We start from the raw sequence: 15,518 nt of genomic DNA, 5'->3' as shown, positions 1-15,518 counted from the left end.
GCGCCTCTCAAACGCCGTGCGCCTCAGCGAAGAACGATCAAATTCCTAACGAAACGCGCGAGCGGTCGGACCAGGTTGAGAAGCCGCGGACGCCGCACAACATGATCAGCATAGAGGCGCTCGAGTTTCCGGTAGATCCATCTGCGAATCGGCGCCTCTGACCGCTTCTGCAAGAGATATTCATACTGCATCGAGATGTTGTGGCTGGGAAGTTGCGCTGCGAGAAGTTGCAGCTTGTATTCAAGCTTCACATAATTGCGCGCAGCCGCGTAGCGATTGCAGATCGTGAGAGTGCGGAAATGGCGGCTTTGGGCGCAATAGCCCATCAGCCTTTCCAGAAGGTGGGCCAGGCCGCCGTCGACATGATGGGGTTCGGGGTTGAAGTCCGTCCATTTCCACGGATGCTCGAACAGGGGCCGCAGCGCCTCGGTGCGGAACCAGAACATCGTGCCATAAGCGGCCACTGGCGTGTCGCGATCAACGGGAACCTTGATCCCAATCTGAGCCGCCAGCTTCAGCATGGGAGCCTTGTTCGTGTACCAAGCATGACCGAGCGTGCCGAAACCGATATGCACCGTAGGCGGTATGACGAAGCCGATCTTGGGATTCTGGTCGAGGACATCGTAAAGATTGCGCACGTAGTCGCTGTTGAAGATCAAATTGTCGAGCAGATGGTCACGGAATGAGTTGCCGATCTGCCGGCCCACCTGCGGCGTCCGTTTCGAATGGAGGCGCAGCGCCACTTCGTAATTTCCGGCAAGGACGACGTCTTGAAAGGTTATGAACAGCGAGGACATGTCGCGGCCGCGATTCGCCGCGACCACCCGAACCTCCCACGCCCCTATCGGCCAGCCTTGATCCGCGATAAAGGCTTCGATGTGCCCCTTGTTCTCCTCGGACGCCGTTGAAATATAGAGATCCGCCTTGCCCGGAAGTTGCTTGAGGCTGGGCCAGATGTCTTTCAGCACGTCAATGTAGAAGGCGTGAATGAATACCGCCACCGTGCCGAAAGTCCATCCGTCTTTCGGTTCCCCGACGTAGCGGTCGTCCAGTACGGCGTGCTCCTCGAGGTTGGTGTGAAGCGTACGCAATTCCCCCTCGGTCAAAAGCACGTTCCACAGCAGGTTGCATAGTTGCGGATCGCGCAGTGCAAGCGCATCAAGCGCCCGCCGGGCATAGATCGCTTGTAGGTCGTGGATCAGCGGATCGAGCAGGAACAGATTTTTCGGAACGGCCGGTCCGCCGAGTTCGACGATCTTGTGGACCTCGAACATGCGGGGATCGAACGATTCAAGTTGTTCCGGGTCCAGTAAATACTCGACCTTGAAGCCGGAGCTTTCGACCAACTGGCCGAACGCGATCAGTATCCCAAGGAAATCCGACCAGTAGTCCGAAGTGGGCTCGGCACGGTCCCAAAATCGACGGAAACTCTGCTGCACAAGCAGGCTGCGCTTGAAAAAAGTGAAGTCGAAATAGGGAATTCTGGCCGGAACATCTCGCGTCGCGAGTCTCGGATCAATTTTCGGGGCGTGGAAATAGGGCGCCACAAGATCAGCGTCCGAAGCGAGCGCCCGCTCCAGGTACGGCTCGAAGGCCCCGATCGGCCCGGCCATGTGCGATCCGGTGACGAAAACGCAGTCCGCCAGGTCAGGCGCCGTTTCATAGATGTGTTTCAGGCCCAGACGAATCCCCTCCTTAAACGTCAGGCGAACGTGCGGACCCACGACCGCGTCGGCGAGATCGGCTAGAAGGACGCCGACTGTACTGTTGAAAGGAGCCAACGCCACCACCAATAGATAGTCCGCGGCGCCCTTGATGCGACGCAAGGCTTCCCCTGCAAGTGCCGCCGAAGTCTCGCTGACATCATCATGGAAGACATAAATCGCATAACATCGCATAAGATCACCTTCGCCCTTTCTTTTGGAAAGACGGGGGCGATGCAACATTTTGTCATCGTCCGTCAAGCCGGCTTCGGGCGGATCGCCGCGATCCGCAATGTCAGGAGGATTCCTTCAGCGGCGCCAGCCAACCCCCGGGTGCTACGGCGGCACTTTGCAGGTAGGGCTTAAGGCGATCGGCAAAGCGCCTCAACTGATTGCTGACGGTGGCGTTCGCCCAAACGTCCCTCCGATCATAGTAATGCAGCGTAAGGGGATCTACAGGGAAAATCCCGCCTTCCGGCACCTGCGTCTTCAAATATTTTCCAAGGCCATCGTAGCTCGCGATTTCCCGCTCCAGCATCTCATGGTGATAGGTGTCCCTGGAAAATACAATTTTCCCTTCTCGACAGATTTTCGACGTATACTTTTCGATCCTTTTGTAAATATCCGGCATTTCCTTGAGCTGCAACGCATACATCGCTTCTCTTACTTGCCCTCTCAAGGCACCATGTTCTTCGCTAAGATGTTCATTTAGCCTCAGCATCGCGTCGATTACTTCGATGGAATGGGATTCGTTGGTGCTGCCGGCGCCTACGGAAAGATCGCTCATGCCGAATGAATTTCTGGCCATAGCCAAGAATATATCTGCCCTTTGTCGCCTGAGAACGTCATATAGGTATATATGACAATCTAATTCAGGCAACGATTCAAGTCTAAATTTAGTAAGATCTCCGATAGGATTGTACCTCCACGAATATTTCGGATCCGTCGAATTCTTTACCAAAAAATCACGCACATTTTTATTATTTTTTAAGATATCGATCCATTTCGAATAAAGATCTGAATCAGCCTTATCGCCAATATACTTCTCGGCCGCTAACGAAAACCCGTGATGGCCTGGGTATCGGCCGTGAACAGTCATGTCGCCCGAGTGTCGGATAGCAAAATTCCGGTCCGCGAAAGACCTCCAAATTCGCGACCAACATCTCCTGAATGTACGTGGTGCCGGTCTTCGGCGGACCGATGTGCAAGAATAAAGTCATTCAGGCTTCCGCCTCCGTGCCCGTTCTTCCGGCCCGAATCCGTCGCCTAAATTCGTCCACCAAATCTGGTTAATCATGGAATGCGGTTTCTTGCAGAGATCATCAATCTTTGCGTTCCAGTCTGAAATGACCTCGGAAGTTCACGTCCATGTTAATTTGCGTTGCCGCATCAAGAACATGGCACGATCGCTGATTTGCGTATCGGTTTATCCAGCCTCACACCCTCCTCATAGGAAGTGTTCCCCCTAGTATCAATATATATTCATCTGCAGTCACCTGATCAGAAAGTCGGCAATATCCGTAGCCACTTTCTGAGTTCAATGAGAAATGCGATCTACGCGCGTGTCGAAAATCGACTGCGTTGTTTCAGCGGGATTTCGCTTCGGCGCGGACCGGCCGGAGATATCACTCCCCGCTCCACTCCAGGAACTTTGACATGCCGGCCTCAAGGGTCACCTGCGGTCGCCAGTCGAGATGTCGGATCGTGTCGGAAATATCGGCCACTGCGTAGCGCACGTCGCCGGCGCGAAATTGCCCGGTAACCCGAAGCTTGTCCTTCGGCTGCCCCATCATCGCCAGCAGCATCCGCGCCATGTCGATGATTTGCGTGGGTTCGCCCGAGCCGATGTCGAGGACTTCGCGCGGGCACTTCTGGGCAAGCCCGATCAGCGCAAAGGCCCGCGCCACGTCATCCACGTAGACGAAGTCGCGAACGATAGCACCGTCCTCGTAGATGTTGAGGATCGACTCCTCTTCAATCTGCTTTCGAAAGATCGAGATTACCCCCGTGTAGGGATTGGAAAGCGATTGTCCCGGTCCGTAGACGTTTTGCAGGCGCAGAATCCCGACCTCGACGTCGGTGCCCCAGAAGGCCTGCGCCAGCATATATTCCTGCAAGAGCTTGGTCGACGCGTAGATCGAGGCGGGGCTCACCGGACAAATGGCGGCGCGCGTAGCGACGGGGGTCAGCAGTTCGTCCGTGGCGGCGCGCGGCGTGAATATTCCCTTCGCCATGTCCGCCGCGGTGCGCGCCCTCGCCAGGACATGATTGCCGCGCGCATCCACACACGCGCCCTCGCCATAGACGGAGCGCGAACCCGCGACGAGCACCCTGCTTACGCCGGCCTGCGCCCGGACCGCGTCGATGAGGTGGGACGTGCCCATGATATTGACCATGTTGTAGCGGGTCGGTTCGTCGTAGGACTGGCCGGTTCCGGTTTCCGAAGCGAGGTGATAGACGCGTTCCGGCCGCGCCTCGCGGAACGCCGCCGCAAGTGCCGCCGCGTCGCGCACATCCCCCCTAATGACGTGGACGCCTTCCAGCATCGGCGATGGTGCCGCGTCCGCTCCATGCACCTGAGGGAGGAAATTATCGTAGACGGTGACCTCGTGGTCGACCTTGAGCAGCGTGCACAGGCGTCTGCCAATGAATCCCGCTCCGCCTGTAATGAAAATCCGCATCCTTGGGTCGCTCCGATCGCGGTGCTACAATTGCCAGCCTCGGTCGGCGCAGCTTGTCCCACGGCGATGTGCCTAAATCAAGGTACAACCCCAACTCTGGCGGACACATATTGATCGACGAGCCTGCAAGTTGGAATGGAGTTGTCCGCTTCAGTCAGGAGGGAGGCTGCGCGTATCCATATGGCGCGGCTGGTTCACCCACGAACGCGTCGAGGCCGAAGCACGAGGCATCGAATATTTGCATCAATTCTTCGGTGAGTTTCGGTGGAAGTGACCAATCAATCCCCGTTGCGGCGATTTTGGGATCTTGATTGAGAACCCAATGCAGCTTGATCTTTTCGCGCATCTCCACGCTCCAAGCCGAAAATGTACCGTCTGAAACGTCCAAGTAATGGGCAAGCCACTCGAGTTGGGCACGATCGCGCTCATGGATCTTTAAGAACTCGGAAGGCACGGGCGCCAGCGCAAACGCCCCGCCAAGCATTGCCAGGTTCTGTGTCCGCAACCACTCGAGAGCCTGATCGCCCGCCGTGGGGTTTTCGTGCGGTATCTCCTGCGGCGGCTCGGGCGCTCCCATTACGGAAAAAAACCGGTCCCGATATGATTGGTCGGAGATGAACCGTTCGAACAGAAAGACGTGGAAATCGACCCCCGACTGTGCCATCGACGAAAAGAGGCGAGCGTAATTCCACTTGTGCAGCATGCCATAGTGGCGCGTCGAGATCAGATCGACACAGAAATGCCGGAAGTCGTAGGGCATGCCATTTTTCACGCGCTCCTTGTAGGTGGATCTGAGCAGATCCCAGTGATTTCTCACAACAAAGACGAAACTCACATCGGGGCCGAAGAGGTTCGCAATATTGAGGCAGATTTCGAGGGGCGGCATGGTTGCTGGAAAATTCGTCAGGTCTTCTTCTGATACCGCAACTGTCGCTGCGCCCGCCGCCGTCGCCATGTTTTCAATTTCGCGCCGCCATTCCGCGAGCAGATGAACTGGCGTGTTCCATCGGGTCAGGTTTGGCAACCAGCGCCGAAGTATTAGTTCGCCCTGCTGGCCATGCACAAACCCCTGCTCCTTCCCGGCAAAAAAAACGCCGGAAAGCGCGGGCAAAACCGCCTGAATGGATGTCGTGGCGGTCTTTGGAAATCCCATATGGAATACCCAGCGCATGTAATCTCCTTTCTAGCGTGTCGAACGTCACGCAATCGAGACGTGACATTAGAGGAGGGGTCGTTCAACGCCCAGTGTAGCGTCGCAAATCGTGCGCAGCATTGTGTGCAAAGCTCTTGAGCCGGGCATATCGCGCTGATCCACTATTGCCAACCAGTCTTAAGACGGTCAATTTCGAAGTCCTGACTGCTGAACGTCGGCGTGATGCGGAAGACGCTGCCCATGTAGTCGGCCGGCAGCAGCAGATTGACTTCGCCCCGTCCCTGGTGATCCAGCGGCACAGTCACAACGGAATACTTGGAAAATGCCGCACCGTGGCCGGGTATCGCTAAGCCAACGATCTCCGATCCAGGCGCCTTGATGGCGAGCGAGAAGCAGAAAGTTCTGGTTCCGGCCGGGGCGGCGCCCGGCTCGATAAGAATATAGGGGTCCCCGGCGGTAACATGGAAACGGGTCAGTGAAACACGTTCTAGATTCTTGAGGGTCAGTGACGATTCAGGCGCGTCCGCTGCGGAATCGGAACCGCAGCGCGCCTTTGCAACGGTACTATTGCGGCGAAGGATTTCCTGCCCAAGAACGCTATCCCACGACAACGCCGAATTGACATAGCGCATGGCCATAAAACGCTCCACCGAATTCACGATGATCCGGTCCGCCCGCTTGAGGCTCGCGACGATTTCGTCGTACTGAGCATTCGGCCGGTTGCGGAACGCAGCGGCAGCGTCTTCGAGATGGATGAACTTGACGTCCTGGAAATGTGGGCTGAGCCGATTGGCGAGGGCCATGTAAAATGAATCGTGGAGAATCACTGTCCGGCCAGGGATCTTCTGCAACTGGGCAGCCCATTTTGCCAGATCGTCATTGACGGCGTCAGGAATAGTCTCCGGGTCGTTCTGCGCGACCATCCCCGTCAGTTCCAAGTTTCTGGTCTGCGTGGTGGTGTTTATGGTCGTAAGGCGGGCGGGATAACCAAGCCATTTGCGTATGTCTTCTATTGCCGCGATGTGCATTGCGGGCACCCAGTGGGTGTCGTAGCGGGCATAGCGCTGGCCGACGCGCGAGCCAATTCGACGAATCGAATCCTCGTGGCTGTGAAACATGCCACGGCCATAGCGTTGGTACGCATCGGTCTCGATCTGGCGGATTTCGTCGTAGCACTTGGCATAGATCGCGGCTCGGCCAGTCACCGAGTCCTTCTCGATCGTTTCCTTGTTCGGCGACATGGTAATCATCAAATCCATGCCGGCCGCGGCGGCCAGCGCCATGTGAAGGCGATAGGCTTCGAGGCTGGCGGTGATATCGTCCTTCTTTGAGCAGGCACGGCTGACGATGCCTGGTTTGTAGAAGAGATATCCGTTCCCGCCGGAGACGACGGTGTCGGTGTCGAGAAAACCAAAGATGCGCCAATCGATCCAGTTGCGGGCGCTCACGGCCCATTTTCGAGGGTAGAAACGTTCGACCAGGGCGTCCGACAGCTGTTTGCGCCCGACATTATTATTTGAGAGTACGTGACCAAGCTCCGGAAACGACGTGAAGTCGCGCCGTTCATAGAGATCTGGAAGACCGAAGATTGAAAGGGTCACCAGCGGTCCGGTCAAGAACAATGCGAACAGCGCGATCTGAATCTTCTTGAGGGCGGATTCCCCGCGAAACAATGCGGTCAGTGGAACTCCCCGCAAGTCCTGAACGTCCTGTTTCATTCCCGATCGCCTCCATGAGGGTTCTGCTGCCTGGACACAGTCGCTGGGTAGTGCGAGCGGAACGAAGAAAAGAGCTTCAGATCAAACCGTTCAAGCTGCAGCGGTGACTTTGTTAAGGCATGGAGATATTGTCGTCGCCCATCCGCTTTGCTCGCGCCCCTCAACCTGGCCTCCATGTTATTTACGATCCTGACCGGCCTTAGAAACGGAAATACAGAAATGGACTGAACGAACTCGATAGCACGAATACCCCGGCAAGGATGAGACCGACCGCGGTATAGGGCACACGACTGAGGACGCGAAAGCGTGTGGGATCCTGCGCGAGCCAGGCCCCAATCGCAGGTCCGCGCGGCGCCACGAAGATGAGAAGCCCGATTGCGAAAAATAGAAGTGTTCGTGGATTGAGCGCGGCGGCCACGGGTTCTGGCAGCGGCGCGCCGAGTTCGCCCAGCGCGAAGAGGTTCGTCATAAAAGTCCACGCTTGGGTGAGCGAATCGGCCCTAAAGATGATCCAGCCGATGATGACTACCGGCAGCAGGTAGACGATCCGAAGCACGTGGCTTTTCTTCTCTGAGGCCGCGTTTCCGATGACCAGCTTTTCGCAGATGAGAAAGGCACCGTGATAGAGGCCCCAGATCACAAAGGTCCACGCGGCGCCGTGCCATAGGCCGGTGACCAGGAACACTATGGCGAGGTTGCCATAGGTACGGATTGTGCCCTTGCGGCTGCCGCCCAGCGGTATGTACACATAGTCGCGAAACCATGTGGAAAGCGAGATATGCCAACGCCGCCAGAACTCGGTCACCGTCGAAGCCGAATAGGGCCGCATGAAATTCTCGTTGAAACGGATGCCGAAAATCCGGCCTAGCCCGATGGCCATGTCCGAATATGCCGAGAAGTCGAAATAGATCTGGATCGCGTAGGCGAGCGCGCCCAGCCAAGCTACCGTGATGGTTACGTCGGCGCCGTGAACTGCGAAGCATCCATCAGATATAGCGCCCGCGGCATCGGCAACGATCACCTTCTTAAGCAGACCATGGACGAACCGGGCGACTCCGGCCGAGATATTTTCCATCGATATTTGCGGATTGTGGAAATCCTCGCCGACATCGCGGAATCGCACGATCGGGCCGGCAATCAACTGCGGGAAAAAGGACTTGTATGCTCCGAAGATTATGACGTTGCGCTCCGCGGGAACATCTCCACGTTTTATGTCGATCAGATACGATATCGCCTGAAAGACGAAGAACGAGATTCCGATCGGCAGCACGACGTTTTTGAAAGGATCGGAAACATGAGTTCCGATTGCTTCATCAATGTTCGAGCCGATGAAGTAAGAATACTTGTAGTATAATAGAAGCAAAACGTTTACCGCAACGCCGATCATCAAAACCGTGTTCGTCCTGTTTCTCTCGATTACTCTGCCGTAGGCCCAGTTGAAGACGATTGAGAAGACAAGCACGGTAACGATAGCGCCGGATCCCCACGCATAGAAGATCAAGCTGGTAAGGAGCACTATGGGTGCCGTGAATCTTTTTCCTCCGACCATGACAAGGGCCAAGGCGATGGGCAGAAAGGCAAAAAGGAAAACCGGTTCGGAGAATACCATTCATCTGTCCCGCGTTGCAGCGCGTTTGTTCGACATTTTGCCGCTGTGGGTGTTGTACAAGCTGTGGGTGTTGTACAGTAAGTCACGAAGTGAACCGGCGTGTTCTCTACGCGGCGCGGCATACGCCTTGGTCCCAGCGCGCGGTGACGCTTCGCCGACCACCTGCGGGCGGACCGCTTGCGTACCGCCTTTTGCATCGCGCATGTTTTTCGGCGATAGGTCGTTCATGCCTTAAGGCCCATTCCGTCTCTCACACCAGGACACGGTGCACCACCGCTTCCGTCGATTGCCGCCAGTCCGGCGCATTCGAGCCGAAGACGGAGGCGAACTTTGTGCTCGATAGCCGGGAATTGGCAGGGCGGCGCGCCTTGGTCGGATAGTCCATCGTAGCAATGTCCCGTACCCGCGCCCAAGGACCACCCAACACGCGGCTTGTGTCTAGGATGTGACGGGCAAAGCCGCTCCAGTTGGTCTCGCCCGCGCCAGCCAGATGATAGATGCCGGATGCGTCGGAGCCCTTGTTGCCATGCAGCTGTGCCGCCGCATGCAGGATTGCGTCGGCGATATCAAGTGCTGAGGTGGGGTTTCCCCACTGATCTGCCACCACCGTGATCTCGTCGCGGTCGGCGGCAAGCCGCAGCATCGTCTTGACGAAATTCTTGCCGAACGGGCTGTAGACCCATGCCGTGCGCAAGATCAGATGGCGCGGGTTGGCTGCTGCAACCGCCTGCTCGCCGGCAAGTTTGGAGGCGCCGTAGACGCAGCGCGGTCCGGTTGCGTCGGTCTCGACATAGGCACCAGCAGCGCTGCCGTCGAAGACATAGTCGGTCGAAAGATGGATGACGGGAACGCCAAGCCGCCTTGCTGCTTCCGCCACCTTGCCGGCACCGACGGCGTTCACCGCAAATGCCAGATCGGGCTCATCCTCGGCCTGATCCACTGCCGTGTAGGCGGCAGCCGACACGACGATGTCCGGCTTCGCGGCCGCAATGGCGTCGATGACAGTATCGGGTTTTGCCAGGTCGAGGCTCGGCCGGCCAATGGCGATGACCTCAACGCCGGCGCGCCCCCGGCCGGCCTCCAGAAGGCTTGCCGCGACCTGGCCCTCGCGTCCGGTGACAACGAGCCTCACGCGCCCCCCTTGCGTGCTTCACCCAACCGTTCGCCGGCATAGCGCTGCTCGCGGATCGGCCCCCACCACCATTTGTTGTCCAGGAACCAGTCGACGGTCTTGGCCAAGCCGCTGTCGAAATTCTCATTGGGCGCCCAGCCCAGGTCACGGCTGATCTTCGAAGCGTCGATGGCATAGCGGCGGTCATGGCCGGGGCGGTCGGTGACGAAAGAGATCAGGTCGCGATGGCTCTTGCCGCCTGCCCGCGGCCGCCTGATGTCGAGCAGATCGCAGATCGTCTCGACAACGCCCAGGTTTGTCCGCTCCGAATTGCCGCCGACATTGTAGCTTTCGCCCGGCTGCCCCCTGGTTGCGACAAGTTCCAGCGCGCGTGCGTGGTCCTCGACGAACAGCCAGTCGCGCACATTGGCGCCGGCGCCATAGACCGGCAGCGGCTTTTCATCGAGCGCATTGAGGATGACCAGCGGGATCAGCTTTTCGGGAAAGTGATAGGGTCCGTAATTGTTCGAGCAGTTGGAAAGCACGACCGGCAGACCATAGGTTTCGTGCCAGGCCCGCACGAGATGGTCCGAGGCCGCTTTCGACGCGGAATAGGGCGAAGACGGCGCGTAGGGCGTTTCCTCGACGAACATGCCACCATCGAAAGGAAGATCGCCGAACACCTCATCGGTCGAGACATGATGGAAGCGGAAGCGGCTCTTCCTGTCCTCGGGCAGGCCGCGCCAGTATTCCAGCGCGGAATTCAGGATCTTGTAGGTGCCGACGATGTTGGTCTCGATAAACGTGCCTGGACCGTCGATCGATCGGTCGACATGGCTCTCGGCGGCAAGGTTCATGACGATGTCGATATCGTCCCGATGGAGGATGTCGAGCACCGCCCTCTCGTCGCAGATATCGGCATGAGCGAAGCGGTAATTGTGTGCATTCTCGATCGGCCGCAGCGAGGCCAGATTGCCCGCATAGGTAAGCTTGTCGAGATTGGTCACCCGATAGGCCGGGTTGGCGCACAAATGCCGGCACACCGCCGAACCGATGAAGCCAGCACCGCCCGTCACCAGAAAATTCATGCCGCTGTCCTCACGCCACGCACCCTTTTGACAACACCCATCAGGCGAACACCTCGGCGGCGGCCAGCAGCGGCGCCTTGAGGTCCTTGTCCGAGAGCTGGAACCCGCCGGTCAATGACGGCCATCCGATACCGATGGCGGGATCGTCGAAGCGGATCGACCGGTCATGCTCCTGCGAATAGGTGTCGGTGACCTTGTACAGGACCTCGGTGTCGGGCACGAGCGTCACGAAGCCGTGCGCGAAGCCTTTCGGCACCAGAATCTGGTTGCCCTTTTCGGCCGACACTTCGAGAGCGACCCATTTCCCGAAGGTTTTCGAACCGCGGCGAATATCGACCGCAACGTCGAGAATGCTGCCACGAATGACGCGCAGCAGCTTGTCCTGGGCGCGCGGCGCAAGCTGATAATGGAGCCCTCGCAAGACGCCCGCCGCGGCGGAATAGGAATGATTGTCCTGCACGAAAGCCAAGTCTATGCCGGCCTGCGAAAAGCGCTCGGCATTGTAGGTTTCCACGAAGAAGCCGCGCGCGTCGCCATGTCGCTTCGGAACGATTTCCAGCACGCCATCGATGCCAAGGGACCTGACTTCCAGCACCTAGCCCTCTGACAGGTCGACAACACGCCGGCGCAGATAGGCGGCATACTCATTCTTGCCCAGGCGGTCGGCGCGACGCAGAATCTGGTCCACTGTCAGCCAACCCTGTTCAAAGGCGATCTCTTCTGGACAGGCGACCTTGATGCCCTGGCGGTGCTCGATGGTGCGCACGAATGACGAGGCCTCATGCAGGCTGTCATGCGTGCCGGTGTCGAGCCAGGCATAGCCGCGCCCCAACCGATGCACATGCAACTGGCCGCGCTCGAGGTAGACATTGTTGACCGCCGTGATCTCAAGCTCGCCGCGCGCCGAGCGACGGATGGCAGGGGCGATGTCGACGACGTCGTTGTCATAGAAGTAGAGACCGGTGACCGCCCAGTTGGATTTCGGCACCAGCGGCTTTTCCTCGATCGTCAGCGCCGTTCCTGTGGCCTTGTCGAAGGAAACCACACCATAACGCTGGGGATCCTCGACATGATAGGCGAACACCGAAGCGCCCTTTTCGCGCGAGGCAGCGTCGCGGCAAAGCTGCGACAGCCCATCGCCGAAATAAATGTTGTCGCCGAGGATCATCGACACATTGTCCTTGCCGATGAAATTGCGGCCGATGATGAAGGCTTCTGCCAGCCCGTTGGGCTGCGGTTGCTCGGCATAGGACAGGTCGAGGCCGAACTCCGATCCATCGCCAAGCAGATCGCGAAAAACCGGCAGGTCACGCGGGGTCGAAATGATCAGAATTTCACGGATGCCCGCGAGCATCAGAACGCTCAGCGGATAGTAGATCATCGGCTTGTCGTATATGGGCAGAATTTGCTTAGAGACTGCTAATGTTAGTGGATAAAGACGCGTTCCACTGCCTCCAGCAAGGATAATTCCTTTCAAGAAGCCCTCCTTGACATGCCTGAACCCCCCGGCCCCAGCCGCCCGTGCTTAGGTTCCATGCAATGGCTTGTCAATCTCGGCGTTCGGCGAACGGGCCAGATTCGGCAGCAACCCCATAGCCCATTCCAGGCAAATCCAGCCTCTCACCTTGCCAGAACCGACGGCCTTGCGGGAACAAGCAGATTGTCATCATTGGCCTCGGTCGACTCGCCTCTCTGGCCGTTCGAATGGGATAATCGACCAGGGAATGAACGAGCAGAAACGATACTGGGAGAAACGCCATTCTGAATGGGGAATGCCCAGTCACAGGCAAACGAATATGAGGGCTGGATTCGACAACAAAATTCAAAGGGTGCATGATTGGTTTGGTGTCGGGGGATACCGTATGAATTGGCGTTGGTTTTCGACTGCAATAGTTGTTGCGTTCATCTCAGGCTGCACTGCCGACTATTTGAATAATTATGACTCGGTGACGCTCGCTGCAGGCGATGCGAACCGCTCAAACATGCTTTTGCAGACCGTCGATCCGTTCAATCCGAACAGCCAAAACACGCGTATCGAGGGCGACGGAGCGCGCGCCGTGGCAGTCTTCAATGGATATCGAGGAGCGACCCGAGCGCCGTGGCGCTGACCTGGACTGTGCAAGCGGCAGCGGAAACAATGCAGTGGTTGCCCCTGGGGTGCAGATCACAGGCTCTGACCCTAACAGGCTCGATGGTGACCACGACGGCATTGGGTGCGAGCGAAAATAGTTTGTCTCGCGCAAGGAAAGGAGGGCTAGGCTGGCTCGCAGATATTGCGTTGGTCGCCTATTACTATCCCGTTCCGCACCAGAGGCCAGCCATTACCTCACCAAATCCAAAGGCCACCGTTGAGATCAAACCGGAAGCCAGCGGCCTGAGCCAGAGCGTTACTCGGCAGGTCGAGGAACCGGCCGCACCCAGTCAGCAAACCAACGGGGAAGTGCTTCGAAGCCGCGCATCGGCAATTGATGGCGATACAGTTGAAATTAATGGGACGCGCGTTCGGTTCAACGGCATCGACGCGCCCGAGTATGATCAACAGTGCGAGGGTGCGAAGCACTTCGGTATTCATGTGGATCGCAGGCCACAGCTTCCCTCGAAAAATTCATGGCTAAGTCGAAGCCCTTACGATGCGAGTTTGTCACTTGGGATCAATACGGACGCTTCGTTGGCAATTGCTACCGGGCGGACGGAGCCGACGTGGCGGCCTGGCTGCAGCGTCCCCGAGACGCCGAGACCGGCACCGCCGCCGCTGATCGCCGCGTCGGCGGGAGCGGTCGATGGTGCGGGCGTGGCGTCCTCCACGAATGCCTTTGCTTGGCCGCCGCTGACGAAGTTGGCCGCCTGTGGCACCTGACCTGTCGCCCATGCCTGGCCAATCGAGCGAACCTCGGCAACGCGAGCGGACCAGCCACGACCAAAGGTAGCGAAGGTGCTGAGACGCCGCAGGAAAGCCATGCGCGCGTTGCAGATGCGATCGATCAGAGCATCGTTGTTCTTGTCGGCCTTCAGCGCTGCCAGCGTGCCGATGCCCAGCCCGCCGTCAATGCGCCCGGTGTAGGCGGGCCGCAGCGCTTGCTGAAGCCACATGATCGAGCGGCCGGGGCCGGAGTTGACCGCGCCGTCAAACAGCACGTAGTCGACGCCGGGCGGCAGCGCATCGCCCCGCACCGCGTCCCAATATTGGGCACGGTATATCGCATTGAGTTCGTCGGTGGTGATGCCCTTCACCGATCGAGTGGAAAGCCCCCGGCCTTTTCGATACCCGTCATAGACGCGCTCCGTGACGCCCTTCATCATTGGGCCACCGGGGTCCAATTTGTTGTTCGAATAGCCGCCTTCGTGCGCAAGCACCTTGGCAAGCGATTCCTTCTCGCGTGTAGCGACCATGGGTCTTCCTTTCGGATGTTGATTGGCTATGGGCCGGGCCGGGAGCGCCGACGGGATGAAGTACGACAAACCGCGAGGTCACTTGTTTTCGCTGCCTAAGCCATGGCTGGAGGTACGTCAGGCGTTGCGAGACAGCGTTGTGAGGGCCGCCGGCGAGATCAGGACCCATTATGACGGGCAACTGATCCGGGTTCACGGATTATGGGAAGTCGTGAAGAGCGGCACTCACAATGATGCCGATGTGGTCCAACGCGCTGCGGAAGGCGAACTATGATCATACGCCCCTTTGAAGGGTTCGCAGCTATGAGAGCTATATCCCTATTTTGAAGTCGCGGGGCCAGCGGCCCTAGATGGCACTTGTGCCCTATTTGCAATAGTGCTCTTCTAAAATTACTTCGCCAGGGCAATAATGACAAAAATAACTTTCTCACTGCTTTGGGCTCTGCAATAACCGCCGTTGCATGTAGCGCGTTTGCGTACAGCAGCAGCACCGACGCTAGCGAGTCCACATGAATCACATGACCGGCATGCATTCACGGCCACTGAAGATCACGCCTTTCGGAGGGACACAAACATGCTGAAGAACATCATGTCGATCTTCGCGAAAGTCAGATTCGACGCTCACCTCATCGATGCAACTCGCGTGGAAATACCCAAGGGTGCGTCCGTCGTCCGTATCGCTGTAAAAAGCAGCGATCCGGGCATGCTCTATGCTGGCTACCACAGCTACGGCGACCTAAATGAAAGATGGGCAGAGTTCCAGGCGGGGAGCGGGACCGCAGAAATATGGGTTCGGCAACCAGTCGATGAGTCGCATATTTGGCTCCAGATCGAGAAGCCAAGACCGAAGTTCTTCAAGATCCGGAGCATTCAGGTTGTTTCGATGAAGGAAGAAAGAAATTTTTCGTTCTAATTAAGTGAGCAGTTCAGCTTGCTTGTCCGATGCCGGCCTTGCGCCTTGGATTTCCACCACCTGCCGGTTCATATTAGCTGGCGCCTGCAGCCGCTTTTCGCTTGTCACGCCTTGAAATCGAACTCACAACCAAATTAGAACCCTTCTTAGAA

Annotated in this window: 14 protein-coding genes; 3 read left to right on the top strand and 11 right to left on the bottom strand. The window is 57.7% G+C overall.

Features of this window, described 5'->3' with window-relative positions; translation table 11 throughout:
* Window positions 1–23 precede the first annotated feature (23 nt).
* From C8D77_RS11235 to rfbA, 10 genes are all read right to left on the bottom strand, one after another.
* Window positions 24–1,964, bottom strand: coding sequence for a rhamnan synthesis F family protein (locus C8D77_RS11235; RefSeq protein ID WP_109662381.1), 1,941 nt, complete (start codon window positions 1,962–1,964; stop codon window positions 24–26).
* Between the two features lie 34 nt (window positions 1,965–1,998).
* The gene (locus C8D77_RS11230) at window positions 1,999–2,490 is read right to left on the bottom strand and encodes a hypothetical protein (protein WP_109662378.1); all 492 of its coding nucleotides are present in this window, start codon (window positions 2,488–2,490) and stop codon (window positions 1,999–2,001) included.
* 838 nt (window positions 2,491–3,328) lie between these two features.
* Window positions 3,329–4,384: an NAD-dependent epimerase/dehydratase family protein gene (locus C8D77_RS11225; RefSeq protein ID WP_109662375.1), complete on the bottom strand. Its 1,056-nt coding sequence runs from the start codon at window positions 4,382–4,384 to the stop codon at window positions 3,329–3,331.
* Between the two features lie 154 nt (window positions 4,385–4,538).
* A complete protein-coding gene (locus C8D77_RS11220) occupies window positions 4,539–5,555 on the bottom strand; it encodes a hypothetical protein (RefSeq protein ID WP_146211781.1) in 1,017 nt (338 codons plus the stop codon).
* Window positions 5,556–5,698: 143 nt separating this feature from the next.
* Window positions 5,699–7,255 carry a hypothetical protein gene (locus tag C8D77_RS11215; RefSeq protein WP_146211780.1) on the bottom strand — a complete coding sequence of 519 codons (1,557 nt, stop codon included), beginning with the start codon at window positions 7,253–7,255 and terminating at the stop codon, window positions 5,699–5,701.
* Between the two features lie 199 nt (window positions 7,256–7,454).
* Window positions 7,455–8,864: an MBOAT family O-acyltransferase gene (locus tag C8D77_RS11210; protein ID WP_109662367.1), complete on the bottom strand. Its 1,410-nt coding sequence runs from the start codon at window positions 8,862–8,864 to the stop codon at window positions 7,455–7,457.
* 250 nt (window positions 8,865–9,114) lie between these two features.
* Window positions 9,115–9,996 carry a dTDP-4-dehydrorhamnose reductase gene (rfbD, locus tag C8D77_RS11205; protein WP_109662365.1) on the bottom strand — a complete coding sequence of 294 codons (882 nt, stop codon included), beginning with the start codon at window positions 9,994–9,996 and terminating at the stop codon, window positions 9,115–9,117.
* Window positions 9,993–11,063, bottom strand: a complete 1,071-nt coding sequence (gene rfbB, locus C8D77_RS11200) for a dTDP-glucose 4,6-dehydratase (protein WP_109662363.1) — start codon at window positions 11,061–11,063, stop codon at window positions 9,993–9,995. The genes rfbD and rfbB overlap by 4 nt, the downstream gene beginning before the upstream one ends.
* Before the next feature lie 40 nt (window positions 11,064–11,103).
* Window positions 11,104–11,658, bottom strand: a complete 555-nt coding sequence (rfbC, locus tag C8D77_RS11195) for a dTDP-4-dehydrorhamnose 3,5-epimerase (protein WP_109662361.1) — start codon at window positions 11,656–11,658, stop codon at window positions 11,104–11,106.
* A complete protein-coding gene (rfbA, locus tag C8D77_RS11190) occupies window positions 11,659–12,540 on the bottom strand; it encodes a glucose-1-phosphate thymidylyltransferase RfbA (RefSeq protein ID WP_109662358.1) in 882 nt (293 codons plus the stop codon).
* Window positions 12,541–12,787: 247 nt separating this feature from the next.
* Here rfbA and C8D77_RS38315 point away from each other — a divergent pair, with 247 nt between their 5' ends.
* Window positions 12,788–13,171 (top strand): hypothetical protein, encoded by a 384-nt coding sequence (locus C8D77_RS38315; protein ID WP_245951742.1) that lies wholly within the window; start codon window positions 12,788–12,790, stop codon window positions 13,169–13,171.
* Window positions 13,134–13,292, top strand: coding sequence for an excalibur calcium-binding domain-containing protein (locus C8D77_RS38310; protein ID WP_245951740.1), 159 nt, complete (start codon window positions 13,134–13,136; stop codon window positions 13,290–13,292). Before C8D77_RS38315 ends, C8D77_RS38310 begins: the two co-directional genes overlap by 38 nt.
* 396 nt (window positions 13,293–13,688) lie before the next feature.
* Here the strand turns inward: C8D77_RS38310 and C8D77_RS11175 are convergent, their stop codons facing one another.
* A complete protein-coding gene (locus tag C8D77_RS11175; protein ID WP_245951739.1) occupies window positions 13,689–14,522 on the bottom strand; it encodes a glycoside hydrolase family 108 protein in 834 nt (277 codons plus the stop codon).
* 505 nt (window positions 14,523–15,027) lie between these two features.
* On the opposite strand from C8D77_RS11175, the gene C8D77_RS11165 reads away from it, so the two are divergent.
* A complete protein-coding gene (locus C8D77_RS11165; RefSeq protein WP_109662351.1) occupies window positions 15,028–15,366 on the top strand; it encodes a hypothetical protein in 339 nt (112 codons plus the stop codon).
* Window positions 15,367–15,518: the final 152 nt, after the last annotated feature.

Source organism: Mesorhizobium loti (assembly GCF_003148495.1).
Taxonomy (GTDB): domain Bacteria; phylum Pseudomonadota; class Alphaproteobacteria; order Rhizobiales; family Rhizobiaceae; genus Mesorhizobium; species Mesorhizobium loti.
The sequence above is the reverse complement of the archived record's forward strand: the minus strand, read 5'-3'. Positions and strand labels throughout refer to the sequence as shown.